27 protein-coding genes and 1 pseudogene are annotated in these 26091 nt (G+C 34.6%); 13 read left to right on the forward strand and 15 right to left on the reverse strand.

All coding sequences use genetic code 11. From position 1 onward, the window contains the following. Positions 1 to 62: 62 nt before the first annotated feature. The 4 genes from IEV84_RS11060 to IEV84_RS11075 all read left to right on the forward strand — a co-directional run bounded on the left by IEV84_RS11060 (position 63) and on the right by IEV84_RS11075 (position 4485). The gene (locus IEV84_RS11060; RefSeq protein ID WP_188494350.1) at positions 63 to 578 is read left to right on the forward strand and encodes a hypothetical protein; all 516 of its coding nucleotides are present in this window, start codon (positions 63 to 65) and stop codon (positions 576 to 578) included. Between the two features lie 280 nt (positions 579 to 858). Continuing rightward, positions 859 to 1359, forward strand: coding sequence for an RNA polymerase sigma factor (locus IEV84_RS11065; RefSeq protein ID WP_188494351.1), 501 nt, complete (start codon positions 859 to 861; stop codon positions 1357 to 1359). A gap of 2 nt (positions 1360 to 1361) precedes the next feature. Next, the gene (locus tag IEV84_RS11070) at positions 1362 to 2528 is read left to right on the forward strand and encodes a carboxypeptidase-like regulatory domain-containing protein (protein WP_188494352.1); all 1167 of its coding nucleotides are present in this window, start codon (positions 1362 to 1364) and stop codon (positions 2526 to 2528) included. A gap of 40 nt (positions 2529 to 2568) precedes the next feature. Then, on the forward strand, positions 2569 to 4485 hold the full coding sequence (locus IEV84_RS11075; protein WP_188494353.1) for a vWA domain-containing protein: 1917 nt from the start codon (positions 2569 to 2571) through the stop codon (positions 4483 to 4485). A gap of 90 nt (positions 4486 to 4575) precedes the next feature. Here IEV84_RS11075 and mtaB read toward each other — a convergent pair whose 3' ends face one another. After that, positions 4576 to 5904, reverse strand: coding sequence for a tRNA (N(6)-L-threonylcarbamoyladenosine(37)-C(2))-methylthiotransferase MtaB (mtaB, locus tag IEV84_RS11080; RefSeq protein WP_188494354.1), 1329 nt, complete (start codon positions 5902 to 5904; stop codon positions 4576 to 4578). A 183-nt stretch (positions 5905 to 6087) separates the two neighbouring features. Between mtaB and IEV84_RS11085 the strand changes: the two genes are divergently transcribed. Further along, a complete protein-coding gene (locus IEV84_RS11085; protein WP_188494355.1) occupies positions 6088 to 6876 on the forward strand; it encodes a hypothetical protein in 789 nt (262 codons plus the stop codon). Positions 6877 to 7000: 124 nt separating this feature from the next. Here the strand turns inward: IEV84_RS11085 and IEV84_RS11090 are convergent, their stop codons facing one another. From IEV84_RS11090 to hisS, 11 genes are all read right to left on the reverse strand, one after another. Then, complete coding sequence (locus tag IEV84_RS11090; protein WP_188494356.1) at positions 7001 to 7798, reverse strand: Cof-type HAD-IIB family hydrolase; 798 nt, start codon at positions 7796 to 7798, stop codon at positions 7001 to 7003. A 61-nt stretch (positions 7799 to 7859) separates the two neighbouring features. After that, positions 7860 to 8153 (reverse strand): type II toxin-antitoxin system RelE/ParE family toxin, encoded by a 294-nt coding sequence (locus tag IEV84_RS11095; RefSeq protein WP_188494357.1) that lies wholly within the window; start codon positions 8151 to 8153, stop codon positions 7860 to 7862. A gap of 1 nt (position 8154) precedes the next feature. Further along, a complete protein-coding gene (locus IEV84_RS11100; RefSeq protein ID WP_188494358.1) occupies positions 8155 to 8400 on the reverse strand; it encodes a hypothetical protein in 246 nt (81 codons plus the stop codon). 33 nt (positions 8401 to 8433) lie between these two features. Then, a complete protein-coding gene (locus IEV84_RS11105) occupies positions 8434 to 8652 on the reverse strand; it encodes a putative signal transducing protein (RefSeq protein WP_188494359.1) in 219 nt (72 codons plus the stop codon). 19 nt (positions 8653 to 8671) lie between these two features. Beyond that, the gene (locus IEV84_RS11110) at positions 8672 to 9352 is read right to left on the reverse strand and encodes a DEAD/DEAH box helicase (protein ID WP_188494465.1); all 681 of its coding nucleotides are present in this window, start codon (positions 9350 to 9352) and stop codon (positions 8672 to 8674) included. A 101-nt stretch (positions 9353 to 9453) separates the two neighbouring features. Beyond that, complete coding sequence (locus tag IEV84_RS11115) at positions 9454 to 10617, reverse strand: sigma-54-dependent transcriptional regulator (protein ID WP_188494360.1); 1164 nt, start codon at positions 10615 to 10617, stop codon at positions 9454 to 9456. A gap of 82 nt (positions 10618 to 10699) precedes the next feature. Continuing rightward, positions 10700 to 12016: an ABC transporter permease gene (locus tag IEV84_RS11120; protein WP_188494361.1), complete on the reverse strand. Its 1317-nt coding sequence runs from the start codon at positions 12014 to 12016 to the stop codon at positions 10700 to 10702. A gap of 91 nt (positions 12017 to 12107) precedes the next feature. Continuing rightward, positions 12108 to 13034, reverse strand: a complete 927-nt coding sequence (locus tag IEV84_RS11125; RefSeq protein WP_188494362.1) for an ABC transporter ATP-binding protein — start codon at positions 13032 to 13034, stop codon at positions 12108 to 12110. Positions 13035 to 13191: 157 nt separating this feature from the next. Then, entirely contained in the window at positions 13192 to 14304 is a 1113-nt protein-coding gene (gene dnaJ / locus IEV84_RS11130) for a molecular chaperone DnaJ (protein ID WP_188494363.1), read from the reverse strand. A 50-nt stretch (positions 14305 to 14354) separates the two neighbouring features. Continuing rightward, a complete protein-coding gene (locus tag IEV84_RS11135) occupies positions 14355 to 14897 on the reverse strand; it encodes a nucleotide exchange factor GrpE (RefSeq protein ID WP_188494364.1) in 543 nt (180 codons plus the stop codon). Positions 14898 to 15400: 503 nt separating this feature from the next. Beyond that, positions 15401 to 16771, reverse strand: a complete 1371-nt coding sequence (hisS, locus tag IEV84_RS11140) for a histidine--tRNA ligase (RefSeq protein WP_188494365.1) — start codon at positions 16769 to 16771, stop codon at positions 15401 to 15403. A gap of 192 nt (positions 16772 to 16963) precedes the next feature. On the opposite strand from hisS, the gene IEV84_RS11145 reads away from it, so the two are divergent. Further along, positions 16964 to 18205: an ABC transporter permease gene (locus IEV84_RS11145; protein WP_188494366.1), complete on the forward strand. Its 1242-nt coding sequence runs from the start codon at positions 16964 to 16966 to the stop codon at positions 18203 to 18205. 86 nt (positions 18206 to 18291) lie between these two features. Next, a pseudogene (locus IEV84_RS11150) lies at positions 18292 to 18651 on the forward strand (four helix bundle protein). A 60-nt stretch (positions 18652 to 18711) separates the two neighbouring features. Here IEV84_RS11150 and prmC read toward each other — a convergent pair. Beyond that, the gene (gene prmC, locus IEV84_RS11155) at positions 18712 to 19596 is read right to left on the reverse strand and encodes a peptide chain release factor N(5)-glutamine methyltransferase (protein WP_188494367.1); all 885 of its coding nucleotides are present in this window, start codon (positions 19594 to 19596) and stop codon (positions 18712 to 18714) included. Positions 19597 to 19637: 41 nt separating this feature from the next. Next, positions 19638 to 20126, reverse strand: a complete 489-nt coding sequence (locus IEV84_RS11160; RefSeq protein ID WP_188494368.1) for a GNAT family N-acetyltransferase — start codon at positions 20124 to 20126, stop codon at positions 19638 to 19640. 103 nt (positions 20127 to 20229) lie between these two features. Here IEV84_RS11160 and ribD point away from each other — a divergent pair, with 103 nt between their 5' ends. The 3 genes from ribD to IEV84_RS11175 all read left to right on the forward strand — a co-directional run bounded on the left by ribD (position 20230) and on the right by IEV84_RS11175 (position 22565). Further along, entirely contained in the window at positions 20230 to 21273 is a 1044-nt protein-coding gene (ribD, locus tag IEV84_RS11165; protein ID WP_188494369.1) for a bifunctional diaminohydroxyphosphoribosylaminopyrimidine deaminase/5-amino-6-(5-phosphoribosylamino)uracil reductase RibD, read from the forward strand. Further along, positions 21266 to 21868 (forward strand): HAD family hydrolase, encoded by a 603-nt coding sequence (locus tag IEV84_RS11170; protein WP_188494370.1) that lies wholly within the window; start codon positions 21266 to 21268, stop codon positions 21866 to 21868. The genes ribD and IEV84_RS11170 overlap by 8 nt, the downstream gene beginning before the upstream one ends. Positions 21869 to 21959: 91 nt before the next feature. Beyond that, positions 21960 to 22565: an IMPACT family protein gene (locus IEV84_RS11175; protein WP_188494371.1), complete on the forward strand. Its 606-nt coding sequence runs from the start codon at positions 21960 to 21962 to the stop codon at positions 22563 to 22565. Positions 22566 to 22587: 22 nt separating this feature from the next. On the opposite strand, the gene IEV84_RS11180 is transcribed toward IEV84_RS11175, so the two are convergent. Beyond that, positions 22588 to 22989, reverse strand: coding sequence for an acyl-CoA thioesterase (locus tag IEV84_RS11180; RefSeq protein WP_188494372.1), 402 nt, complete (start codon positions 22987 to 22989; stop codon positions 22588 to 22590). A 198-nt stretch (positions 22990 to 23187) separates the two neighbouring features. Here IEV84_RS11180 and dnaA point away from each other — a divergent pair, with 198 nt between their 5' ends. Genes dnaA through IEV84_RS11195 form a run of 3 tightly spaced genes read left to right on the forward strand, consistent with a single transcriptional unit; the run spans position 23188 to position 25840 of the window. Next, complete coding sequence (dnaA, locus tag IEV84_RS11185; RefSeq protein WP_188494373.1) at positions 23188 to 24615, forward strand: chromosomal replication initiator protein DnaA; 1428 nt, start codon at positions 23188 to 23190, stop codon at positions 24613 to 24615. Between the two features lie 7 nt (positions 24616 to 24622). After that, positions 24623 to 25090 carry a low molecular weight protein-tyrosine-phosphatase gene (locus IEV84_RS11190; protein WP_188494374.1) on the forward strand — a complete coding sequence of 156 codons (468 nt, stop codon included), beginning with the start codon at positions 24623 to 24625 and terminating at the stop codon, positions 25088 to 25090. A gap of 30 nt (positions 25091 to 25120) precedes the next feature. Beyond that, positions 25121 to 25840: an SAM-dependent methyltransferase gene (locus IEV84_RS11195; protein WP_188494375.1), complete on the forward strand. Its 720-nt coding sequence runs from the start codon at positions 25121 to 25123 to the stop codon at positions 25838 to 25840. Positions 25841 to 26091: the final 251 nt, after the last annotated feature.

The raw sequence follows: 26091 nt of genomic DNA on the forward strand, positions 1-26091 counted from the left end.
GAGTTTCAAACAAAGTTGGAATTTGGGATTTGAGTATTGGAATTTCTTAAAAAACATAACAAATGGAAAACTATTTAAGACAACTGGTATCAATAGAATTTCTGGATAAAAAAGAAGTTTATACCGGATTTCTTATTGACTACTCCGATGATTGGATTTTATTAAAAAACAATCCCGTTGATTTTATCATTGATGGGTTTGTGATTCTGAAAAACAAAAATATCGAGCGCATTTACAGAGACAGCGACCATGAATTTACCGAAAAAGTAATTCGACTAAAAGGTTTAAAAACAAATGCCAAAGACATTATTCCCATCAGAGATTTAGCGTCAATTATAAGCTTTGTGGATAAAAAGTATGGTATTTTTCAAATTGCCAAAAAATCGGCTACATCGGCTTATTTGGGAAAATTGATTAAACTAAATGACGAAGAACTCATCATCGATTTTTTAGATACAAAAGGCCAATTTGGTGGTGAACTGAGTTTTAATCCTGAAAAAATAAGAGTAATTGAATTTGATACCGATTATATCAATTCGTTGAAACTCGTTGCTCAGGAAAATCAAAACAAGCATTAAAATCCACTAGAAAAACTTATATGGACTAAAGAATAAAAACCATTAAGAAATTAAGTTTATTAAGCCTTACAATTAATTTTTCTTAATCTCTTAATGGTTTAAAAAACTTATATGCCTTATATTGCAAAAAAACAAAATACTAATTTATTGATTTTCAGTGATTTTATTTTAAATTTCAAAAAAAAACAACTTCTCTCCCAACCTTTTTCTCTTTTTTATCCTCTTTAGTAGAAAGACAACAATTGTGATAAACGAAAATCTAATAATAGCCTGCAAAAAAATGCAACGGGATGCCCAGCGTGAGCTGTATTCGCTTATGGCACCAAAACTCTACGCCAGTTGCAAACGTTATTTGAAACAGGAAGAGGAAATTGAGGAAGTTTTGGCAGATGCATTTTATATCATTTTTACCAAATTAGACCAATTGAAAGAAATGGGAGCCTTTGAAGCCTGGGCCCGAAAAATAGCCGTCAATCAATGTTTGGCAACTATTAAAAAGAAAACCAACTTCAATATGTATCTCGATGATGTTAAAACATTGTCGCAACCATTTACTGATGAAATGACGAATCTTGAAGAAGAGGATTTACTGGATTTACTCAATCATATTCCTGTAGGATGCAAAACTATTTTTAACCTCTTTGTTATTGAAGGTTACAATCACAAAGAAATAGCCGGCATGCTTAACATTTCTGAAGGCACTTCAAAGTCACAATTGAATGCCGCTAAAACCAAATTGAAGGAATTAGTAAACAAGCTGTATTACCAAAAATCAAATTAGTCATGGATAATCAAGATAAAATAATTAACAAAATCAAAAGCGCAGCCCAAAAGGCAGAGCAACAAGACTTTCCGGGAATGGATAAGGTTTGGGCGCGTGTAGAAGACAAGCTCGAACAAAAAGCATTACAATCAAAATCACAACTTTGGAAAAAATTAGCCATTGCGGCTTCACTATTATTGTTTGTTTCTTTGGGTTACCAATTTCTTAAAACAGATTCAAAAATAGTTGCACCAACTGAAACTAATGAGACTAAAGTGGTTATTCAAAAAAGCGAAACCATTAGCAACAGCATTGTTCCTTCTGAAAATATAAAAACAGAAGCCACAACGATTTTAAAAAAACAATTAGAGAAACCAAATCCTGTTGCCATCGTTGAAAATCATTCAGAAACGATCCTTTCTGATACTAAAATAGTTTCAAAAGCAAAAGCAGAAGAAACTACATCTCAGTCAGATGCCTTAATGATTCAAGAACCAAGCAGTACTTTAGCGGTAGCGCCTATGGCTGCTGTAAAAGCAAAAAGTCTTGCTCCTATTGCCTATGAATATAAAGAAAAAGCAGAAATTGCTTCTATAGCTAACAGCACAGGAAAAACAATTACGGGTATTATTACAGACGAAAAAGACAACTTACCTATTCCGGGGGCAACAATTCAAATTAAAGGTAAAAATACTGGTGTTGTAACCGATTTTGACGGAAAATATACGATTGATGCCGAAAAAGGTGAGAAACTTGTTTTCAATATGATAGGATACAATAGTCACGAAGCTATAGTGGGTAACTCAAATAAAATCAATCCTAAACTTTCGCCTACCAGTGATGCATTAAACGAAGTAGTGGTCATAGGTTATGGAAAAGCCAGAAAAAATCAGGCAAAAAATGCCATCCCAATTGCTAAGTACGGAACTACAAAATTTTACAAGGCTGAAAAAGAAAAAACAGTTCCGCATATTAAAGATGCTTTGTATGTCATCAACGGAGAAGCATTCGACGAAGTTTCCTTATTTGGACCAAAACCGAGCAGTCCTTATGCGCCTTTAAGTGAACAAAAAATTGAAAGTCTTCAGGTTTTATCGAAAAAAGAAGCTATTTCAAAATATGGCGAAAAAGGCAAAAATAAAGTCATCATCATCACCACTGAAAACGGAATTCCACTGAAGCGTTAATACGCAAAAAATACTGTCAAACATTTTAAATCTTATTATCATGAAAAGTCTAAAACTTATTTCATTAGCCCTTGCTATGCTCTTTTCCATCCTAACTTTTGGACAGGAAATCACCGTTTCCGGAACCGTAACTGATGAAACAAAAACACCTATTCCGGGTGTATCAGTAACTATTAAAGGAACTCAAAAATCTACCACTACTGATTTCAACGGACATTATTCCATCCAAGCTCAAAAAGGAAAAATTCTGGTTTTTAGTTTTATTGGTTACAACACATATGAAAAAATTGTCAAAGAAAACGCCAAAATAATCAATGTTAGTTTAAGTCCTAATACCTCATCACTGCAAGAGATTGTCGTTGTAGGATATGGAAACACTCGTAAAGTAAAGCTTCGCTCTGCTGATGCTGTACTTTATAAAGAAAACAAATCAAACAACACTGTTCGAATGGCTGCAATGGCAATGCCGGCTAAAGCAAAAACTGAATCAATTGCTGAACCTTCAAAAATATATGGAAATACCAACACTGTAAACATCAATCCTCCTTTACCAAGTACTCCCAATCAGGAAGATTACGAAGCCTTTGTAGAAAACCAATTTGAAACACCTAAAAATGCGCCACTTTCAACCTTTTCCATCGATGTGGACAATGCCTCTTATACTAACATTCGCCGTTTTATCAATAATGGACAAGCTGTTCCTAAAGATGCCGTTCGTATAGAAGAAATGATGAACTTTTTTAAATACAATTATCCACAACCTAAGGACAACAATCCATTTTCCATCAATACCGAATACAGTGATTGCCCTTGGAACAGTAAGCACCAATTGCTAAAAATTGGTTTACAAGGAAAAAACATTCCAACCGAAAATCTACCGGCATCTAATTTGGTTTTCCTAATTGATGTTTCGGGTTCGATGAGTGATCCCAACAAATTGCCTTTGCTCAAACAATCCATGAAAATTTTAGTAAACGAATTAAGAAAAGAAGACAAAGTCGCTATGGTAGTTTATGCCGGAGCAGCTGGTTTGGTATTGCCTCCAACTTCCGGAGATCAAAAACAAACCATTATTGATGCTTTAGACAATCTAAATGCAGGAGGTAGCACGGCAGGAGGAGCCGGAATTGAATTGGCTTACAAAACTGCTATTGCCAACTTTATCAAAGGAGGAAACAACCGTGTGATTCTGGCTACTGACGGCGATTTTAATGTAGGTACTTCGTCAAACAAAGACATGGAAACTTTGATTGAAGAAAAACGAAAATCCGGTGTTTTCCTGACTTGTCTGGGTTACGGAATGGGAAATTACAAAGACAGCAAAATGGAAATCCTTGCCAATAAAGGAAATGGAAATTATGCTTATATCGATAACATTCAGGAAGCCAATCGCTTTTTAGGGAAAGAATTCAAAGGTTCTATGTTTGCCATTGCCAAAGATGTCAAAATCCAAATTGAATTCAATCCAAAACATGTTCAGGCTTACCGATTAATTGGTTACGAAAACCGAAAATTGCGTCCCGAAGATTTTAAAAATGATGCTATTGACGCCGGAGAATTAGGTAGCGGACATACTGTTACCGCCTTATACGAAATTATTCCAACCGGCATTGAAAGTGATTACAGCGTTCCTGATTTAAAATATACCAAAGCCACTAATACGGCTAATTACAGTAACGAATTAGCCACTATCAAATTCCGTTACAAAAAACCGGATGGCGAAAAAAGTATTGAGATGATTCAGACCATTGAAGACAAAACCAAAAACTTAGTTACAGCTTCTGAAGATTTCAAATTTAGCGCTGCTGTAGCCTGGTTTGGATTGAAATTAAGAGATTCTAAACTCGTAACCGACAAAGAATCCAAATCAATTTTAAAACTATCCAAACAAGCCCTTTCCAAAGATCCTGAAGGATACAAAGCCGAATTTGTGAGATTGGTGGAAACCGTTCAATAACTGAAATATTTAAAACCATTAAGAAAATTAAGTTTCATAAGCTCTTATACTTAAATTCCTTAATTTTCTTAATGGTTTAAAACTTTTATATTAAACTAAAGCTGAAGCAAATTCCATTCTCACGCTTCCGTCTTCATCAATTTTAGTCAGATTGATTTGGTGTAAAGTATTGACTAATTCCGGATTCCAAGGCGTTTTTACTTTAACATAGTTTTCGGTAAAACCATGAATGTAACCTTCTTTATTTTCTCCTTCAAAAAGTACAGTTCTTTGAGTTCCCAACTGGCTTTCATAAAAAGCACGACGTTTTTTTACCGATAAACTTCGTAACATCTTACTTCTTTTGGCACGCACATTCGAAGGAACAACTCCTTCCATTTCGGCAGCTTCTGTATTATCACGCTCTGAATACGTAAAAACGTGTAAATACGAAATATCCAAATCATTCAGGAAATGATACGTCTCCAAGAAATGCTCATCGGTTTCTCCCGGAAAGCCAACAATCACATCCACACCAATGCAGGCATGTGGCATCACTTCTCGAATTTTAGTTACTCTCTCCGTATAGACTTCACGCAGGTAACGACGTTTCATTAATTTCAAAATGTCATTACTCCCCGATTGTAACGGAATATGGAAATGCGGCACAAAAGTTCTGCTTTTCGAAACAAATTCAATCGTTTCATTTTTCAACAAATTCGGTTCAATAGACGAAATTCGCAAACGCTCAATTCCTTCTACCTCATCTAAAGCCTGAACCAATTCCAGGAATGTATGTTCGTGTTTTTTATTTCCGAACTCTCCTTTTCCGTAATCACCAATGTTGACTCCTGTAAGCACAATTTCTTTGATATTTTGCGCTGAGATTTCTTTAGCATTTTTCAATACATTCTGCAATTCGTCACTACGCGAAATACCACGGGCTAACGGAATGGTACAATAAGTACATTTATAATCGCAACCATCCTGCACTTTCAGGAAAGCACGGGTACGGTCGCCAATGGAATAACTGCCTACATAAAAATCAGCTTCAGCAATCTCGCAGGAATGCACTTCGCCCATATCATTTTTAGACAAATCATTGATATAATCATTCAGTTTGAATTTTTCGGTAGCTCCCAAAACCAAATCCACTCCATCCACACTCGCCAGTTCTTCGGGTTTTAATTGCGCATAACAACCCACGGCAGCAACAAAAGCTTTGTCGTTTAATTTCATCGCTTTGCGAACGACTTGTTTGAATTGTTTATCGGCATTTTCGGTAACGGAGCAGGTGTTAATCACATACATATCTGCCACTTCCTCAAAATCCACACGGTCAAAACCTTCGTCCTGTAAGTTACGGGCAATTGTCGAAGTTTCTGAAAAGTTCAGTTTACAGCCTAAGGTATAGAAGGCCACTTTTTTTCTGTTTTCCATAAGTAAGCGCTATCTAATGAAATCGTTGTCAAAAAAATAGCGTGCGCAAATTTACAAACAAATACGGAAATTGTACAACCAATTTTTATATTATTCCGAGAGATAATTTTGTAGTTATTTATTGATATATTTGATTAAAAGATTTTAATTACAATATTTCTAAAATACAATTAATCATTGTTTATGAAACACATCAAAAAGAAATTTCTATTTCATGAATTTTTACAGAATAAAGATGATGAAAAAATATTTAAAAATGATTTTGAAGAAATTCCATTACCACAGAATATAGACTCTCAAAAAATTTTAAAAGCCGCGAAAGGGCATGTTGGTATTATAAAACGTAACAATGAAGAAAATATATTTAGTATGGTTTATAATGATAATGGAACATACTGTATGATTCCTGTTCCAGATTTTTCATTAATGAATTTTAACCAAGCATACAAATATAATATTGATAGAAAAGAACTTCGAAAAGAGTTAATGAAGCACTTTAAAGATTTAAATAGCGAAGAATACAAAAATTTTGCATTTGCCTATGAATTCCAAGGTTGTGCAAGTGCATGTATAATAATGTTATTCACATCGATAGAATGTTTTGTAAACGATATAATCCCAGCCGACTTTCAATATATTATTTCTGACACAAAACGTACAGAAATATACAACAAAGAGCAAATTCAAGAATTTATTCCATTCATGGATAAATTAAAAAAAGTTTTACCACAAGCTCTTGGAAAAGATTTTTTTTCGAAACCAACTCCTTCCACTTCACATATATATAATCTTAAAGAGTTACGAAATGATATTGTCCATACAAAATCTGACTTAACTGGACAAAATCATGCTGACATCTTAAAAAAATTATTAAACTTCAAATATGATGAAACATTCAAAGCAATATCTTTATATTTTAATTTCTACAAAGAAGGCTTTGTTGAAGATTGTCCTTGCGATGAGATGTGGTAAAACAGCATTATTTCTTTGATATATCATTACCCACATAACTAAAAAAACCATTAAGAAATCAAGATTAAGAACTACTCTTAAATACCTTAATTTCTTAATGGTTCAAAAAAATGATAAAAACCGTTTAAGCCAAAATAAATCGCTGGATAACCTCAGCCACACCGTGATTGTTATTTGAAGCTACAACCACATTGCCTTTGTCTCTTAAATGCGCATCCACATTATCAACCCAAACGCCTAATCCGGCATATTCAATCATCGATAAATCGTTACCTGCATTCCCCACCGCAATTACTTCTTCTTGTAAAATGTTTAATTTATCGGCTAAGAATTTCACGCTGGCGCCTTTATCAATTCCGGTTTGAGCCGCTTCCAGGAAAAAAGGTTTCGACATACACACACTCAAATGCGGCATCGTTGCTTTTAAATCTTCTTCTACTTCTTTCAAATAGCTCGGTTCTTCCAGCAAAATACATTTAATCGCCGCCGATTGTACTCGTTCTTTAAAATTAGGAACAACCTCGTGTTCTAAACCGGTAATATTTACCTCAACATCAATATATTCTGAGTGAGTTTCACTGATTACTTTTCCGTCTAGATACGTAATAATATGCGTATTTTTTTCTTTGCTGTAATCATACAAAGTATGAATTTGCTCCTGCGTCAGACTTTGTTCAAAAATGACTTCGTTTGTTTTCAAATCAGTGATTACTGCTCCGTTAAACGAAATCATATAGGAATCCATCAATCCCAAATCCTTAGCATATTCAATCATCGCCGGCGTTGGACGTCCGGAAGCAAGAATTACCTGTATGCCTTTTTCTTTGGCTTTTTCTAACATCGTTCTATTCTCAACTGAGATTTCATGGTCATCATTCAACAGGGTATCATCCATGTCAAGAACTAACATTTTGTATTTCATCTTTATTCTTTATAATTAAACACATCGCGATTTCGCTCGATGGGTCATTCCAATTACTATTTTATTTTTTAAATTGATCTTGTCTCGTATCAAAAATTTGAAGGATTCTAATCTCCGTTTCCGAATGGATTTTATAAATAATTTTATAATCCCTGACAATCATTCTTCTAAAAGGTTCTCCTAAAAATTCATCCTCCTGATATTGCTCCACAAAGTGAATATTTTTACTTTGAGCAACAATATCGTTAATAACATTTTTAGCTCCTTGTGGTGATTGTATTCGGATAAATTCGAAGATGAGTTTTAAATCTGCCTTAGCCTGATTATCCCAAAGTATCGTAATTGGTTTTTGCATTTTACCAATTTTCTATTTCCTTTTCTAAATCTTCAATTGTAGTATAGTTGCCAGAAGTAATTCGTCCATCGGCTTCTTTAACCATGTTAATATATTCTTCTTTATCTACCGGATAGCCACTAATAGTATGGGCAACGGCTTCTTTATCTAAAACTGTTTTTAGCGCCATTACTTTTTTAAGTTTACTTTCATCGTTAATATGAAGTAACCAATCCATCAATTCTATTTTTTTTGCAGCTAAATCCATTGTAGCATTATTAGAATAACAAATATACAAATTTTAAATATTCAATCTAAACTCCTCAATAACAGGATTAGCCTTAGCAAAATCAGTTTCCTGAATAAACAATTCTACTGCCGAACCTGAACTGCCAAAACCCGCTAATCTGGCCGATTGAATATTATCTTTTATTATTGTATCAACACCTGCCGCTTCTATTTTTTCTTTTAAAGCCAAAGCCAATACTTCACTTCCCGAAAACACTTTCATTAATCCCATGCTACTTTTTTTATATGTTTTATTCTTCCTCTGTGTCGTTTTCTTCTTCGTCTAAGTCTTCTTCTTCGAAATCGTATTCATCTTCATTGTATTCAAAATCAAAAACTTCAGGATCTTCCATCATTTTGTAAGCCAAAGTTTCTATTCTTTCTGTTAACTGATCTCCAAAAATAATACGTTGCGTTTTGGCAATACTATTCGAAATACGCATGATTTTAGTTTCATGTCGCAATTTCAAAATCGGATTTGCATCATCAAGAATAAACATTTTCAAGCGGTTTACGTTATAACCGGCAGTAGAAAACATATCGCTCAATTTGTTTGGTGTACCAATTAAAACATCGATTCCGGTAGAAACATAATTTTTATCATAATCCATATCACCTTTGTCATGAACGCCATAAACCTCAAGATTGCTGTATTTGCCGTACTTTTCAAACAGCACTTCCATTTCCAGAACCTTGGCTTTATCCTCCACAATAATCAAAGCTCTTGGCGATTCTTCAGTTGCTCCAATCAATCGCTGAATCACATTCAACACAATTGTAGTGGTTTTTCCATCTCCATCAGGAGCAATTACAATACAGTCTACACCACTTTTTATGGTCGAAAAAGTCTCTTGTTGCAAATCATTGGCTTCTGTTAAGCCGTTTTCAATTAATGCCTGCTGTAACTTTTCGTTTATTTTTTTTAGTTTCATCATTTATGATTGAAAGATTAAAAAATTGAAAAATTGAAAAATTACAACCAAGGCAGAATCTTTAAATCTTTAAATTTTTAAATCATTAAATTTATTTTCAATTATTTAGAAGCAAACAGCTTCACATCGTTTTCTGATATTTGGCTTCCGCCAAGGATAATCAAACGCTCCACCACATTGCGCAATTCACGGATATTTCCTGTCCAGTCGTATTCTTGTAATAATTTGATTGCGTCATCCGAAAATTTCTTAACGGCATTTCCTTGTTCCGAAGCGATTTTTTCGGCAAAATGAGTCACTAATAATGGAATATCTTCGCGTCTATCATTCAGCGAAGGTACTTTAATTAAAATTACCGCCAATCGATGGTACAAATCCTCACGGAAACGTCCCTCTTCGATTTCTTTTTTCAAATCTTTATTAGTCGCCGCCACTACTCGTACATCCACTTTAATGTCCTTATCAGCACCTACTCTGGTAATGATATTTTCCTGCAAAGCCCGTAATACTTTGGCCTGAGCCGAAAGACTCATATCACCAATTTCATCCAGAAAAATAGTTCCTTTATCGGCTGCTTCAAATTTTCCGGCACGATCTTTTACCGCAGAAGTAAAAGCACCTTTAACATGACCGAACAATTCACTTTCAATTAATTCAGAAGGAATCGCGGCACAGTTCACTTCGATTAAAGGGAAAGCAGCACGTTCACTTTTTTCATGCAATTGATGGGCTACTAATTCTTTTCCGGTTCCGTTAGGTCCGGTAATAAGTACCCGCGCCTCGGTTTGAGCTACTTTATCAATCATCACTTTGATATGATTAATAGCTTCGCTTTCGCCAATCATCTCATAGTTTTTACTAACTTTTTTCTTCAGAATTTTATTCTCAACTACCAGTTGTTTTCTGTCTAAAGCATTGCGAACCGTATTCAGTAAACGATTCAAATCCGGCGGTTTCGATATATAATCAAAAGCGCCTAAACGCATCGCCTGAATAGCCGTTTCCATATCGCCATGACCGGAAATCATCACCATCGGAATTTCTGGCTTTATCTTTTTGACTTCTTCCAATAATTCGACACCATCCATTTTAGGCATTTTGATATCGCATAAAACCAAATCAAAATCGTTATTTTTTATTTTTTCGTAGCCCGAAACACCGTCTTCTGCTTCTTCTACCTGATAACTGTCATTCTCTTCCGAAAGGATTTTAGTAAGCACTCTTCTGATAGCAGCTTCGTCTTCGATAATTAATATTTTGCTCATATTTTTTTAAATTCTGAGGTTCTAAGTTACTAAGATTCTGAGTCCTTTTTTAAAAACAGCTAAAAAAATTAGCATCTTCTAATTAATATTTTAACCAACGGTATAATTCTTTCCAACTTGGTTTTTTCCCGTACATCAATATTCCTACTCGGTATATTTTAGCAGCAAACCAAACTACTAACAAGAATGTTCCAAACAATAATGCAATTGAAATGGCCAACTGCCACCACGGCACTCCAAAAGGAATGCGCATTAACATTACGATTGGCGAAGTGAGCGGAATCATCGAAAAAGCAACTGCAATTGTACTATTAGGATCATTAACTACGCTGAAAAAACCAACATAAACACTCAACATTAAAGGTATTATTACAGGTAAAAGAAACTGTTGCGAATCGGTTTGATTATCTACAGCGGCACCAATAGCTGCATAAAAAGAACTATATAAAAAATAGCCTCCAATGAAATAAACCACAAAACCAATCAAAATGCTGGCAATAGGTAAATTCCATAATTCTTTGATAAACAACTGAGCGGTTCCGGTAAATTCGGTCTGTGAATGTTCCATCAACGCAGGCGATAAATTAGCCGACGGACCTACATTTACTCCAAAAAATGCCGAAGCAGCAAACAACAACGATAATCCTATAATTACCCAAATAGTAAATTGTAAAATCCCTGCTAATGATGTACCAATAATTTTACCAATCATCAATTGGAAAGGCTTTACCGAAGAAATGATAATCTCTATGATTCGGTTTGTTTTTTCCTCAATCACTGATCGCATGACCATATTTCCATAAATAATAATAAACATCATGATTAGGTAACCAAAAGCACCTCCAATGGCTATTTTAGCTTCGTTCAATCCTTTTAACCCTTGTTCACCGGATGTTTTTGCAATATTGACATTGACATGAGCCTGCGCTTTTTTTATAGCCAAAGTATCCAAATGCGCATTTTCCAGATTGATTTTGGTTAGTTTTTTAGCAATAATACCCTGAATATTTTCAATAAACGAAATACTCGGACTCCCATTAGAAATAAATTCGATTTTGTTTTCTAAATCAGTTACAGCAGCCGTTTTGGGAATAAGTAATAATCCTTCGTAACCATTATTAGCAATACTGTCTTTCAGGAACTGACTGTCAATTTGCGATAAATCCAGATATTTATATTGGTCGTCTTCTTTATTCTGAGCAATAAATTCCTTTGCAAACAAACCGGTTTCGTCATGAATAGCTACTCGCTTCACATCGGCTTTCATAGAACTCAAATAGCCTATAAATACAGCCACTGCCACAAATAACAGTGGACTTAAAAAGGTCATTACAATAAAGGATTTATTGCGCACCTTGGCAAAAAATTCTCTTTTTATAATCAGTGATATTATACTCATAATTTAAAATATTCAATTCTCAAATTCCAAATTCCAATTACACTTCGACAAGTTCAGTGTGAGAATTGGAATTTGGAATTTTAAATATTGGTTATTGCTTTTCGGTTACTGATTGGATAAAAATATCATGCACACTCGGAATTTTTTCAACGAAATGAGTGACTTGTCCGCGTTGGGTTATTAGATTTAATAATTCGTTAGGAAGCGCGTTACCAATTTGAATTTCGAGTTTTAACTCTTTATTCAACGATTTAAAATTAGCCGGACTAACAGTGAATTTTTGAGTAATATCATACATCAAACCTTCCACATTATCGGTTAAAACACCTACTTCAAAACTATTTGTTTTATGTTGTCTTTTAACATCATCTAATTTGCCTTCGATTAATTTATTCGATTTATGAATCAAAGCAATGTGATCGCATAATTCTTCTACACTTTCCATACGATGAGTCGAAAATATTATCGTAGCACCTTCTTCTTTCAACGCCAATATTTCGTCTTTAATCACATTGGCATTTACCGGGTCAAAACCGGAAAAAGGTTCGTCAAAAATCAACAACTTAGGCTTATGCAACACACAAACTACAAACTGAATTTTTTGCGCCATACCTTTAGAAAGCTCCTGAATTTTCTTGTTCCACCAGCCCTGAATTCCCAATCGGTCAAACCAGTATTCCAATTGTTTTTTGGCTTCAGCCTTTGATAAGCCTTTCATTTGTGCCAAATACAAACATTGTTCCCCCACTTTCATACTTTGGTACAAGCCTCTTTCTTCGGGAAGATAACCAATATATTGCACGTGTTTGGGTTGCAATTTTTCGCCATCCAAAATAACCTGACCGCTATCAGGCAGCGTAATTTGATTGATGATTCGAATAAGGGAAGTTTTTCCGGCACCATTAGGACCTAAAAGCCCATAAATACTGCCTTTAGGAACAGACAAAGATACTTCGTTAAGCGCTACGTAATCTCCATATTGCTTCACTACTTTATTGACTTCTAATAAGGTACTCATGCTGATTTTTTGAATTTGCTTCTTCAATTAGGCCTTTTCGACCTTGCGGCTGTAAAAGTAAATAATTACTACCTAAATCGATTACAATTGTTTCATAAAAAAACCCATTCGCCTCAGCGAATGGGTTTATAGTATAATTTTAGTTTATCTAAAAAGCTTAAGAAAACATATCTTTTACTTTCTCAAAAAACGATTTATCTGATTTTTCAGGATTTGGTGAAAAATTATCGTCTTCTAAGTTTTTCTCGAAGAATTGTTTTTGCTCTTTGTTCAATGTTTTAGGAGTCCAAACATTAACATGAACCAACAAATCTCCGCTTCCGTATCCATTGATACTTGGAATACCTTTACCTTTTAATCGAAGGATTTTTCCGGATTGGATTCCTTCTTCTAATTTAATTCTTACTTTACCATTGATCGCTTCAATATCTTTAGAAACTCCAAGAACAGCTTCAGGGAAACTTACATACAAATCGTAATGCAAATTCTCTCCTTCACGCTTCAGGAATTCGTGCTCTAACTCTTCGATAGCCACAATTAAATCTCCCGGAATACTGTTTCCAGGCGCATCGTTTCCTTTGTTAGAAACTTTCAATTGCATACCATCAACCACACCGGCAGGAATTTTAATAGAAACGGTTTCGTCTTCTACGATCATTCCCTGAGCATCAGCGTTAGATGGTTTTTTATCTAAAATTTGACCGGAACCTCCACAGGCAGGACAAGTTGTCGCTGACTGCATTCTCCCTAAAATAGTATTCGTCACTCGCATTACCTGCCCCTGACCGTTACAGGTAGAACAAGTTTTGTAAGTAACTCCGGGAGCCTGAACTTTACGCTTTACTTTTACTTTTTTCTCAACTCCATTAGCAATTTCTTCCAAAGTCAATTTTACTTTGATACGTAAATTGCTTCCTTTAGCACGACGAACCCCGCCTCGGCTACCGCCTCCGCCAAATCCACCGAAACCGCCACCAAAAATATCACCAAACTGACTGAAAATATCATCCATATTCATGTGATGACCTCCGCCAAATCCTCCGGAACCATCAAAAGCCTGATGTCCAAACTGGTCGTACTTTGCTTTTTTGTCAGGATCTCCTAAAACTTCATAAGCTTCTGCCGCCTCTTTGAACTTCTCTTCTGCCGATTTGTCTCCGGGATTTTTGTCAGGGTGAAACTCAATCGCTTTTTTTCTGTAGGCTTTCTTTATCGCCGCAGCATCCGCATTTTTAGAAACACCTAATATGTCGTAAAAATCTTTTTTCATTTGTATTTATTTTTTAAAAAATACACTTCAGTGCATTTCTACTCCAGAATTTATTGCCCGATAACTACTTTTGGGTAACGAATAATTTTATCTCCCAGCTTGTATCCTTTCTCAAGAACATCTACTATTTTCCCTTTTAATTTAGGAGACGGAGCAGGAATTTGTGTAATTGCTTCTGCAAAATCTGCATCAAAAGCATCTCCAACTTTTACATCAACCAACTCTAATCCCTTAGAAGACAAGGTACTTTTTAATTTCTCATGAATCAACTCAACTCCTTTTGTCAAAGTCTCATCTCCTGATTTTGCAATTTCAACTAAAGCTCTGTCAAAATCGTCTAAAACCGGTAACATTGCTAATAAAACTTCCTGATTGGCAGTTTTAAACAATTCAACACGTTCTTTTGAAGTTCTTCTTTTATAGTTTTCAAATTCAGCAAATAATCGTAAATGTTTGTCTTTTTCATCTGCTAAGTCTTTTGTCAATTGCTCTTCAACGCTTAACTCCTCAGTAGCTGCCTGCTCTTGACCTGCCGTATTTTCTACTGTTGCCTCATCCATTTCTTTATCGATCTCTGTATTCTCAGTACTCATATTTCCCTTATTTTTAAATATATTTTTAAACTTCTTCATTTTTACACTTTCCTTTGGATAGCAAAAGTACTGCCAAACCAAACTAAATGCCAAATTGTCACAGTTTTCCCTAATAACTATTTTTACAGCCTGTTTTTTCTTAATCTGCTTTTTTTTAATGTTAAAATTAAAATTTTAATAAATTTTTAAGACATATTTCAAATAGATTCTATATGTTTGTTATTAGGTTCAAATCAATCTCTGATTTTTAACTCATAAACCAGTTTAAAAATTACAGTTGATTTCAAAACAATTATTAATTCGCGATTACTTATACTAAAAAAAGCTTTGTCAAACCGACAAAGCTTTTTTTGTTTTTTATTTTTTTCAACAAACAGATTGTCCCGATGGGACTAAACCAGCTCCGTTAGGAGCGAAATGTTTATAGTAATTATTAGTTCTATGAAGCTCCAGCGGAGCAACCTAATTCTTATTTATGAGATTTAATCAAGAATTCTACAGAATTAAATCAAAGCATTTTTTAATCCTTCAAAATCTACTGTTGTTTGTTCTCCCGAAACTAAATTCTTAAGCGAATAGGTATCCGAATTCATTTCTTCTCCTCCAACAATTACCGCAAAAGGAATATTTCTTTTATCAGCATACTGAAACTGCTTCCCTACCTTAGCTTTGTCAGGATACAATTCTACTTTTACACCTGAAGCTCTCAATTTTTTAATGGCTTGCAAAGCGTAAAAAGCTTCAGCATCTCCATAATTCACAAACAAAGCCTTTGAACTTTCTGTTACCGTTTCCGGAAACAATCCTAATTCTTCTATAACCAAATAAATTCGATCCAATCCAAAAGAAATACCAACACCACTCATGTTTTTCAAACCAAAAATCCCTGTTAAATCATCGTATCTACCACCACCTCCAATAGAACCCATAGCGACTCCTTTTGGCGCAGCCACTTCAAAAATAGCTCCTGTATAATAATTTAAACCACGTGCCAAGGTAACATCCAAATCTAAAATAGCCGTTGCTAATGCTAAATTAGTCACGTTCTCACAAATAAAACGCAATTCTTCTACTCCTTTCATTCCTTCTTCTGAAGCAGCTAAAAGTTGAGATAATTTTTCGATTTTCTCAGCAATTGTTCCCGTAAAATTAAACAACGGCTGTACTTTTACGATGGCTTCTTCCGAAATTCCTTTTTCGATCATTTCTTTCTTTACACCATCCTCGCCTATTTTGTCCAGTTTATCCAAAGCCACCGTAAAATCAATCAACTTATCCGAAGCTCCAATTACCTCAGCAATTCCTGATAATATTTTTCGGTTATTGATTTTAACCGTTACTCCGTTTAAACCTAAAGTACTAAAAACGGTGTCGTATAATTGCACCAATTCCACTTCCTGCCACAAGGATTTTGAACCTACTACATCGGCATCACATTGAAAAAACTCTCTAAAACGTCCTTTCTGCGGCCTGTCAGCACGCCAAACCGGTTGAATTTGGTATCTTTTAAACGGAAATTCAATTTCGTTTTGGTGTTGCACCACATATCTCGCAAAAGGCACTGTTAAATCATAACGCAAAGCTTTTTCGGAAATACTTGATGTTAATTTCGTACTATCCTTAGCATCTAAATGAGTAGCATTGGCTTTCGCCAAATAATCTCCGGAATTTAAAATCTTAAAGATCAATCGATCTCCTTCTTCTCCGTATTTACCCATCAGGGTTTCTGAATTTTCAAACGAAGGTGTCTCTATCGGTTGGAAACCAAATTTCTCAAAATTGCTTTTTATAGTTTGGATAATATATTGACGTTTAGCCACCTCAGCAGGTGAAAAATCTCTTGTTCCTTTAGGAATGCTTGGTTTTGATGCCATTTTTGTTTAATTGCAGATTTTAGATTGCAGATTTTAGATTTATAATTCCAAAATCATTTTAATTCAGGAAATCTAAAATCTAATTTCTTAAATCTTAAATTTCGACTGCAAATATCTTATTTTTAAAATAAATAACCTGCGTTGAAAACAAACTTCTCTCAAAAATTGTATTTTCGTAACAAACTACAATTAATGAACAGTTTATTAAAAGAAAATATAAAAATTGCTTTGGGCTCTATCAAAACCCAAATCCTTCGCACCACCCTGACCATACTAATTATCGCTATTGGTATCACGGCATTGGTGGGAATCCTCACTGTTGTTTCGGCTTTAGAAAACACCATTTCTTCCGATTTTGCTTCGATGGGAGCCAATACATTTAACATTAACCGATACGAAAACACCATAAAAAGACATGGCGGTGAAGAACGGGAAATCATTAACCCAATTATTTCTTACCCCGAAGCTGTGGCTTTTAAAAACAAATACAATTTTCCGCTTGCGCAAACATCCCTTTCTTTCAAAGCTACTTCCACAGCCGAAGTCAAATTTGAATCCGAAAAAACCGATCCTGAAATTTCCATTATGGGTGTTGACGAATATTTTATTCCTAACTCAGGATTAGAAACCAGTTCTGGACGTAATTTCAACAATTTTGACATTAGCAACAACAATCATGTTTGTGTAGTAGGATCTGATTTTGAAAAAGGACTATTAAAAGACGTCAATCCTATTAACAAAATCATCTCAATTCGTGGTGCAAAATTCAAAGTTATTGGCGTTTTAAAAGAAAAAGGCTCCACTTTTGGCAACAGTCAGGATTTAAGAATCTTGATTCCTATCCAGATTGCTCGTTCCTTTTTTACAGCCCCCAATATCAATTACAGCATAAGTGTAATGGTCAACAACAAAGAATTTCTCGATCAGGCTTCGGATAACGCCATTAGCACCATGCGTAGCATCAGAAAACTAAGTCCTGTGAAAGACAATAATTTTGGTGTAGTTCGAAGCGACGATTTAATCAATCGAATTTTAAGCATCACGCAATATCTGGGATGGGCATCCTGGGTTATTGGCATCATTACCATTATGGGTTCTTCGATTGCGTTGATGAATATTATGATTGTTTCGGTTACCGAACGCACCCGCGAAATTGGTGTTCGAAAAGCATTAGGAGCTAAACGTTCTACTGTCGCTATTCAGTTTTTCATTGAGACTTTACTAATTGGACAATTAGGCGGCATAGCCGGAATTATTTTCGGAATCCTAATTGGCTACGGAATTGCCACTGCTTTAAGTTTTGCTTTTGTCATCCCCTGGCAAGCCATTATGGCTGCATTCTTAACCAGTTTTGTTGTAGCTATCGTTTCCGGTTCCTACCCTGCTATCAAAGCAGCTATGTTAGACCCTATTGAGGCGTTACGTTATGAATAGTTTTCAGACCGCAGATTTTAGAAAGCAGAAGGCAGAGTTGTCAGGCTGCAGAAATTAGATTTTAGTTTTAACTAAAAAAATAAAAGATGAGATCTCAAGATTTATTAGCTTATAAAAAATCATTTGAATTATCAATGTTGATTTTCAAAATGACAAAATCTTTTCCAATTGAAGAAAAATACTCATTAACAGACCAAATTAGACGTTCTTGAAGAAGTGTTTCAGCTAATTTAGCAGAGGCTTCAAGAAAAATAAAGTACGAAAAACACTTTATTTCAAAACTCACTGATTGTGATGCAGAAAACGCAGAAACTCAATCTTGGTTGGAATACTCATTAGCTTGTGAATATATTTCAGAAGAATTATTCACGGAATTAACTACCAAAAGTTTAGAAGTTGGAAAACTAATCAATTACATGATTAACAATCCGGATAAATTCTCTTAAAAATCTGCTTTCTGTATTTAATTTCTGCTTTCCAAAAACTGCATTCTGCATTCTGAAATCTTATTTCTCACCAAAAATCTTCCTGTCATTCCCATAAATATCTTTACGCAATTCGATATTCCTGAAATTCAAATTTTCAAGCAACTCAACCATCTCTTTTCCTAAATACTGATTGATTTCAAAGTATAATTGTCCGTTGGGACTTAGATTCTTTTGAGCTAATTCGGCTATTTTTCTATAAAAAATCAAAGCATTATCATCTTCGACAAAAAGTGCCAGATACGGTTCGTTATCCAAAACATTCTTCTTAATTTCCTGTTTTTCTAAATTTCGAACATAAGGCGGATTAGAAACAATAATATCGAATTGAGTTGGAAGTTGGAAGTTAGAAGTTGGGAGTTTTTCTAAATCATTAGTTTTTAAAATATCGGTTTTTATAAAATTGACCTCAACCTGATTCCTTACAGCATTTTTTTGGGCTGTAGCCAAAGCTTTTTCCGAAACATCAATAGCATAAACCTGTGCATTCGAAAGATTTTTAGCTAACGAAATTGCAATACAACCGCTTCCTGTTCCTATATCTAAAATCCTAAGTGGATTTGTTGATTTGATTATTTGGTTATTTGAAATAATCCAGTCAACTAACTCCTCTGTTTCCGGTCTTGGAATCAAAACATTTTCGTTTACCTCAAATTCCAACCCGTAAAAATGGGTTTTCCCTAATAAATATTGAACCGGAATCTCTAATTTCAATTGTTCTAAAATCGAATTCCAAAGCTGCAAATCAGCTTCTGAGAAACTCAAATCAGGCTGTAAAGCCAAGTCAATTCGTTTCAATTGATTTTTTTCTTCCAATATCAAATAAAAAAAACTTTCAGCCTCCGCTTCATCATAAATAGATGAAAGTTCCTGAATAAATTGAGATCTGTAGGTCTTTATTTTCATTGGTATTATTTAAGTTTAGAACTTGTTCTTTATTAGTATTTTTAATGCAAATCTTTCAACATCCAGACTGGACAAGAATCATGACCTGTACATCCCATTGGAGCATTAATATAGTCAAAGCCAAATTTCTTATACAGTTTTTGGGCATCATACATAAAAGGCATTGTTTCAAGGTAACATTTTTCGAAACCAAAATCTTTAGCCGCTTGCAAACAAATTTCCATCATTTTACTTCCAACTCCCAAACCGCGAGCTTCCGGAAGGAAAAAAAACTTTTGCAATTCACAGATAATTTCGGCTTCGTTTTTAAGCGGAGCTAATCCGGCTCCTCCAATAATTTTACCATTATTTTCAACTACAAAATAAGCTGATTTTGGTTTGGTATATTCCTCAAACATCAAATCTAAATACGGATCAGCATAAGCAGTTCCCTCTTTTGGAATATCCAACTCATCGAAAACAGACCGTATTAATTGAGCAATCGATTGATTATCTTTCTTTTCTATTCTTCTGAGAACCCAATTTTCCATTTTCTTGAAATATTGATTTATATTACAAAAATAGAAATAGTTTATTGTTATTTTTAGCCTTTCCAAAACTAAATCATAAACTCAAAAAAACTACTTTTGCCCCGTGAAGAAAGATGAAAAATACTTGGCGCGCTGCATTCAACTGGCTCAAAACGGTTTAGGAACCACTTATCCTAATCCGATGGTAGGCAGCGTTATTGTTTATGAAGACCAAATTATTGGCGAAGGCTGGCACAAAAAAGCCGGAGAGCCTCATGCCGAAGTGAATGCGGTAAATTCGGTTAAAGATAAATCTTTATTGCAAAAAGCGACAATTTATGTGAGTTTAGAACCTTGCAGTCATTTTGGAAAAACACCGCCTTGTTGCGATTTGATTATTCGAAATCAAATTCCTAATGTCGTTATTGGAACTGTAGATCCTAATGAACAAGTAGCAGGAAGAGGAATCAAAAAACTAATTGAAGCAGGAATCAATGTCACTGTGGGGGTTCTCGAAAACGAATGCAACGCACTGAACAAACGTTTTTTTACTTTTCACCAAAAAAAACGTCCTTATATTATCCTTAAGTGGGCACAAAGTCAGGACGGTTTTATTGCTCCAAGCGAAAGAGACGAGCAAAAACCGGTTTGGATTACTAATCAATATTCGAGACAATTAGTTCATAAATGGCGTAGTGAAGAGCAGGCTATTCTCGTTGGAACCCAAACTGCAATTGACGACAATCCAAAACTGGATGTTCGTGACTGGATAGGAAAAAATCCGGTAAGAATAGTTTTAGACAAAAACAATCGTATTTCAAAAGACAATAATTTATTTGACAATCAAGTAAAAACAATAGTTTTTTACCAAGTAAACACTCATGCAAACCAAGAAAACCTTATCTTTGAAAGAATTGATTTTGAGCAAAATATAGCGTTTCAAATACTAGAAATTCTATACAAACACCAAATTCAATCAATTATCATTGAGGGTGGACGTCAAACATTACAAACTTTTATTGATGCCAATCTTTGGGACGAAGCACGAATTTTTAAAGGGAAAACTATCTTTAAAAACGGAACAAAAGCACCAACTATAACACTAAAAACAAACCAAAAACAGTTCGTTTTAGAAGATGAACTTATAATTTTCAAGAACCATGATTAATACTATTATTTTTGATTTTGGAGATATCTTTATCAATCTGGATAAAAAAGCAACCATGGACGGCTTCAAAAATTTAGGTCTTAAGGAATGGAATGCCGATTTAGACCAATTGAATTTCCAATTCGAAAAAGGAAACATTTCTAAAGATGAATTTCTTGCCGGATTTCAAAAACAAATGCCCAATGCCGGTATTGAAGAAATTCTGGAAGCCTGGAACGCCATTTTAGCCGATTTCCCTCTGTATCGATTGGAATTTTTACAAATGCTTTCCAAAAAATACCGTTTGTTCCTGTTGAGCAATACCGATTCGATTCATATTGACACTTTCGAACAAAGAGTAGGCGCTTCATTTTACAGCGATTTTTACCAATGTTTTGAAAAAGTATATTTTTCTTTCGAAATGGGAATGCGAAAACCTGATGCCGAAATTTACCTGACCCTTTTAAACAATCATCAGCTACAAGCTAAAAACACTTTATTTGTTGATGATAAAAAAGAAAACGCCGATGCGGCAGCAGCCTTAGGCATTCATGTTTGGAATCTTCAGGTAGGCAAAGAAGATGTAGTGGATTTATTTGACAAAAAAATAGTCTAAAATAGCAATATCAAAAAATCAATAGCAATGGCAATGAATAATGACAAACTTATTTTGACATTGAAATTTGTCATTGCTATTGTTATTTAAAATGAAGGATACTTATAATACTATCGCCTTTGCGTCAGAAGAAATTTTATTTAAGGAAAAAGGAAGCAAATTCTTTGGTTACGCCTTCCCTATTGCTTCTGAAGAGGAAGTCAAACCAATACTAGAAGTCTTAAGAAAACAACACCCTACCGCCTGTCATTATTGTTATGCTTACCAAATTGGCTCCGAAAAAACAAGTTACAGAGCCAACGATGACGGCGAACCCAGCAATAGCGCCGGAATGCCGATTTACGGACAAATTCAGTCTTTTTCAGTAACTAATACCCTTGTTGTTGTCGTTCGCATTTTTGGCGGAACTAAATTAGGCGTAGGCGGATTAATCACCGCTTATAAAACTGCCGCACAAATTACTCTTGAAAATTGTTCCATCATCGAAAAAACCATCGATGTCCATTATTTAATTTCCTTTGATTACAAAAACATGAACAAGGTGATGCGAATCATCAAAGAGAAAAATTTAGACATTGTTCATCAAAAAATGGAAATGAGCTGCGAAATCGAAATCAAAACCCGAAAAAAAAATACCGAACAAGTGTTCGATATTTTCAATTCTCTATTTGAAATCGACATAAAAATTAAAGAATAATCAATATCTTTTTTATAGATTTTTATATTCGTAAAAGCTGCGTTTTCACATAGTCCGGAGCAGCCATTGGACGCCCCGTTTTCATGTTCACAAACACCAAAATTGAGTTCCCAATTGTTAATAACTCATTTTGTTCATTGTAGATCTCATAATCAAATTCAATCTTAGCCGAAGTCTGACTTTTAAAAATAGTTTTTACCCGTAACAAATCGTCATAACGGGCCGGTTTTTTGTAATTAATATTCAAAGAAACCACCGGAAGCATCACACCGTTTTCTTCCATCCACTTGTATGAAATCCCAATGTTTCTAAGCCATTCCACGCGTCCCATCTCAAAATACTGCGCATAATTTCCATGATAAACCACTCCCATCTGATCGGTTTCTGAATATCTTACCCGCACATTAAATTCGTATATTTTCATTTTAAACTGTAATTATTTTATCTTCTAATTTGAAATATTTTTCTCCTTACTTACAATAATATTTCTTCAAAATCAACCCCTATTTATTTTTTTTTAACGAAAATTGTTCACATATTTGTTACCCCAAGAAATAACATCTTTTTCGATATTATTTACTTCAGAAAACAGAATAAAAAATATAATAATTTAACAGAATTTATGAACAAAACTGCTCAATCAGTATGGGATAACTGTTTGTCTTTTATAAAAGACAATATTCAAGACCAAGCATACAAAACTTGGTTTGAGCCAATCAAGTCAGTTGAACTTACCGATAACGCATTGTATATTCAGGTTCCTAGTAAATTTTTCTACGAATGGTTAGAAGAACACTATGTTAAACTATTAAAGGTTGCCCTTACTAAAGAACTTGGAAAAAACGCAAAGTTACTTTATAAAATTAAAATGGAGAACACTTATGGCAACAAACAACCCTTTACGGAACAATTGCCAAGTGCCAACCGTTCTCCTGTAAAACCGCAAAATGTAGATGCTCCGTTAAAAAATCTGGATCCGGAATTAAAAAATCCTTTTGTGATTCCCGGAATCAGAAATTTGAAGATTGAATCGCAACTAAACGCTAATTACAGTTTTGACAACTTCCTTGAAGGTGATTCTAACCGTTTAGCCCGTTCGGCTGGTATGGCTGTAGCCAATAAACCGGGAGGAACTTCATTTAATCCATTATTGATTTTTGGTGGTGTTGGATTAGGAAAAACACACCTTGCCCACGCTATTGGCGTTGAAATTAAAGACAAATATCCTGAGAAAACCGTTTTATATATTTCTGCCGAAATTTTCACACAACAATATATCGACTCGGTAAAGAAAAATAACAGAAATGATTTTATCCATTTCTACCAATTAATCGATGTATTAATCATTGATGACGTACAATTCCTATCTGGAAAATCAGGAACGCAAGATGTATTTTTTCACATCTTTAACTATTTACACCAAAACGGCAAACAAGTTATCCTGACTTCCGATAAAGCACCTGTTGACATGCAGGATATTGAGCAACGCTTACTATCCCGTTTCAAATGGGGATTATCAGCTGAATTGCACCAACCGGATTACGAGACCAGAATTTCGATTCTAAAAAACATATTGTATCGCGATGGTGTAGAAATGCCGGAAGAAATTATCGAATACGTGGCCCGCAACATCAAATCAAATGTTCGTGAGTTAGAAGGCGCTATCATTTCTTTGATTGCTCAATCTTCTTTCAACAAAAAAGAAGTTACTATTGAACTGGCAAAGAGCGTTGTTGAAAAATTTGTTAAGAATGTAAAACGCGAAATCTCTATCGATTATATTCAAAAAATCGTTTCCGATTATTTCCAATTGGATGTAGAAACTTTGCAATCAAAAACAAGAAAAAGACACGTGGTTCAGGCGAGACAGTTAGCAATGTTTTTTGCTAAAAAATTCACTAAGTCTTCTTTGGCAAATATTGGTTCTCAAATAGGTGATCGCGACCACGCAACAGTATTACACGCTTGTAAAACTGTAGACAATCTGGTAGCTACCGACAAACAATTCAAAAAATTTGTCGAAGACATCCACAAGAAACTAACGCTATAAAAGCCTTATGCCTGTAAAGATTTTAATGGTATGTTTGGGCAATATTTGCCGGTCTCCTTTGGCCGAAGGAATTTTGGCTTCCAAACTACCTAAAGACAAATTCTTTGTTGATTCTGCCGGCACAGGCTCCTGGCATGTGGGACATCAGCCCGACTCACGTTCTATTGCCGTTGCCAAAAAATACCAGCTGGATATTTCTTCTCAAAGAGCAAGACAATTTAAACCCGAAGATTTTGACACTTTTGACTACATCTATGTGATGGACAAATCCAATTACAGAGATGTTATTCATTTAGCAAAAAATGAAAATCATAAAACGAAAGTTCAAATCATCCTGAACGAATTATACCCTAACGAAAACGTAGATGTTCCGGATCCTTATTACGGCATTGCCAATGGATTTGAAATAGTGTACCAAATGCTTGACGAAGCCTGCAACAATATCGCTGCCAAACTAAAAGCCACTCACCATTAATCTGCTTAATTGTATTTAAAACACAATCCGATGAAATCAAATCTTTTTGGAAAACTCTATTTAATCCCAACTACAATGGGAGATTGCGACCCGATGGATGTTTTACCGCAAACCGTAAAAAGAACGATTGATTTCATTGATTACTATATTGTAGAAAACGAAAAAACCGCCCGAAAATCGATTAAAGCGGTGCATCCTGAAAAAAAACAATCCGATTTAGTACTTTTTGCATTAAACAAACATACAGAAACCAAAGAACATTTGGATTTCATAAAACCTTTATTGGAAGGAAAAAATGTTGGTTTAATGAGCGAAGCCGGTTGTCCCGGTGTTGCCGATCCAGGTTCTGTAATCGTAAAACTGGCACATGAAAGAGGAATTCAGGTTATTCCACTGGTTGGTCCTTCTTCTATTTTATTAGCGATGATGGCATCAGGAATGAACGGACAAAGTTTTACTTTTCACGGATATTTACCAATTGAAAAAGACGAAAAAAAAGCTGCTCTAAAAAGCTTAGAGCGTATTTCATTTGAAAAAAATCAATCGCAAATTTTTATTGAAACTCCGTATCGCAACAATAAATTACTGGAAGATTTAGTTCAGACTTTACATCCTGAAACTCATTTGTGCATTGCAACTGACATTACTTTACCAACAGAATACATTAAAACAAAGAAAATTGCAGCTTGGAAAAAAGAAACAGTCGATTTACACAAGCGTCCTACTATTTTCATTATTCATAAAATGTGATTTTTTCTAAATCATATAAGTCATGTAAGTTCATCTAAGCTTTCTAAATAGTAAATTTTCAGACCATATAAGCTAATCTTTTTCTACTATGAGCTTAGAAAAATCATTTAAGACATAAGAATATAACTTAATCTAAAAGCTTATATGACTTATATGGTAAAAAAAATACTCATCTTTTTTCTTTCTTCTTGCCTCTATTTTCTTTTCTCTGTTTTCTTTTTCCAAAAATCAGAACCTTTCCTTACTTTTAG

It is taken from the genome of Flavobacterium palustre, from assembly GCF_014639535.1.
GTDB classification, from domain to species: Bacteria; Bacteroidota; Bacteroidia; order Flavobacteriales; family Flavobacteriaceae; genus Flavobacterium; species Flavobacterium palustre.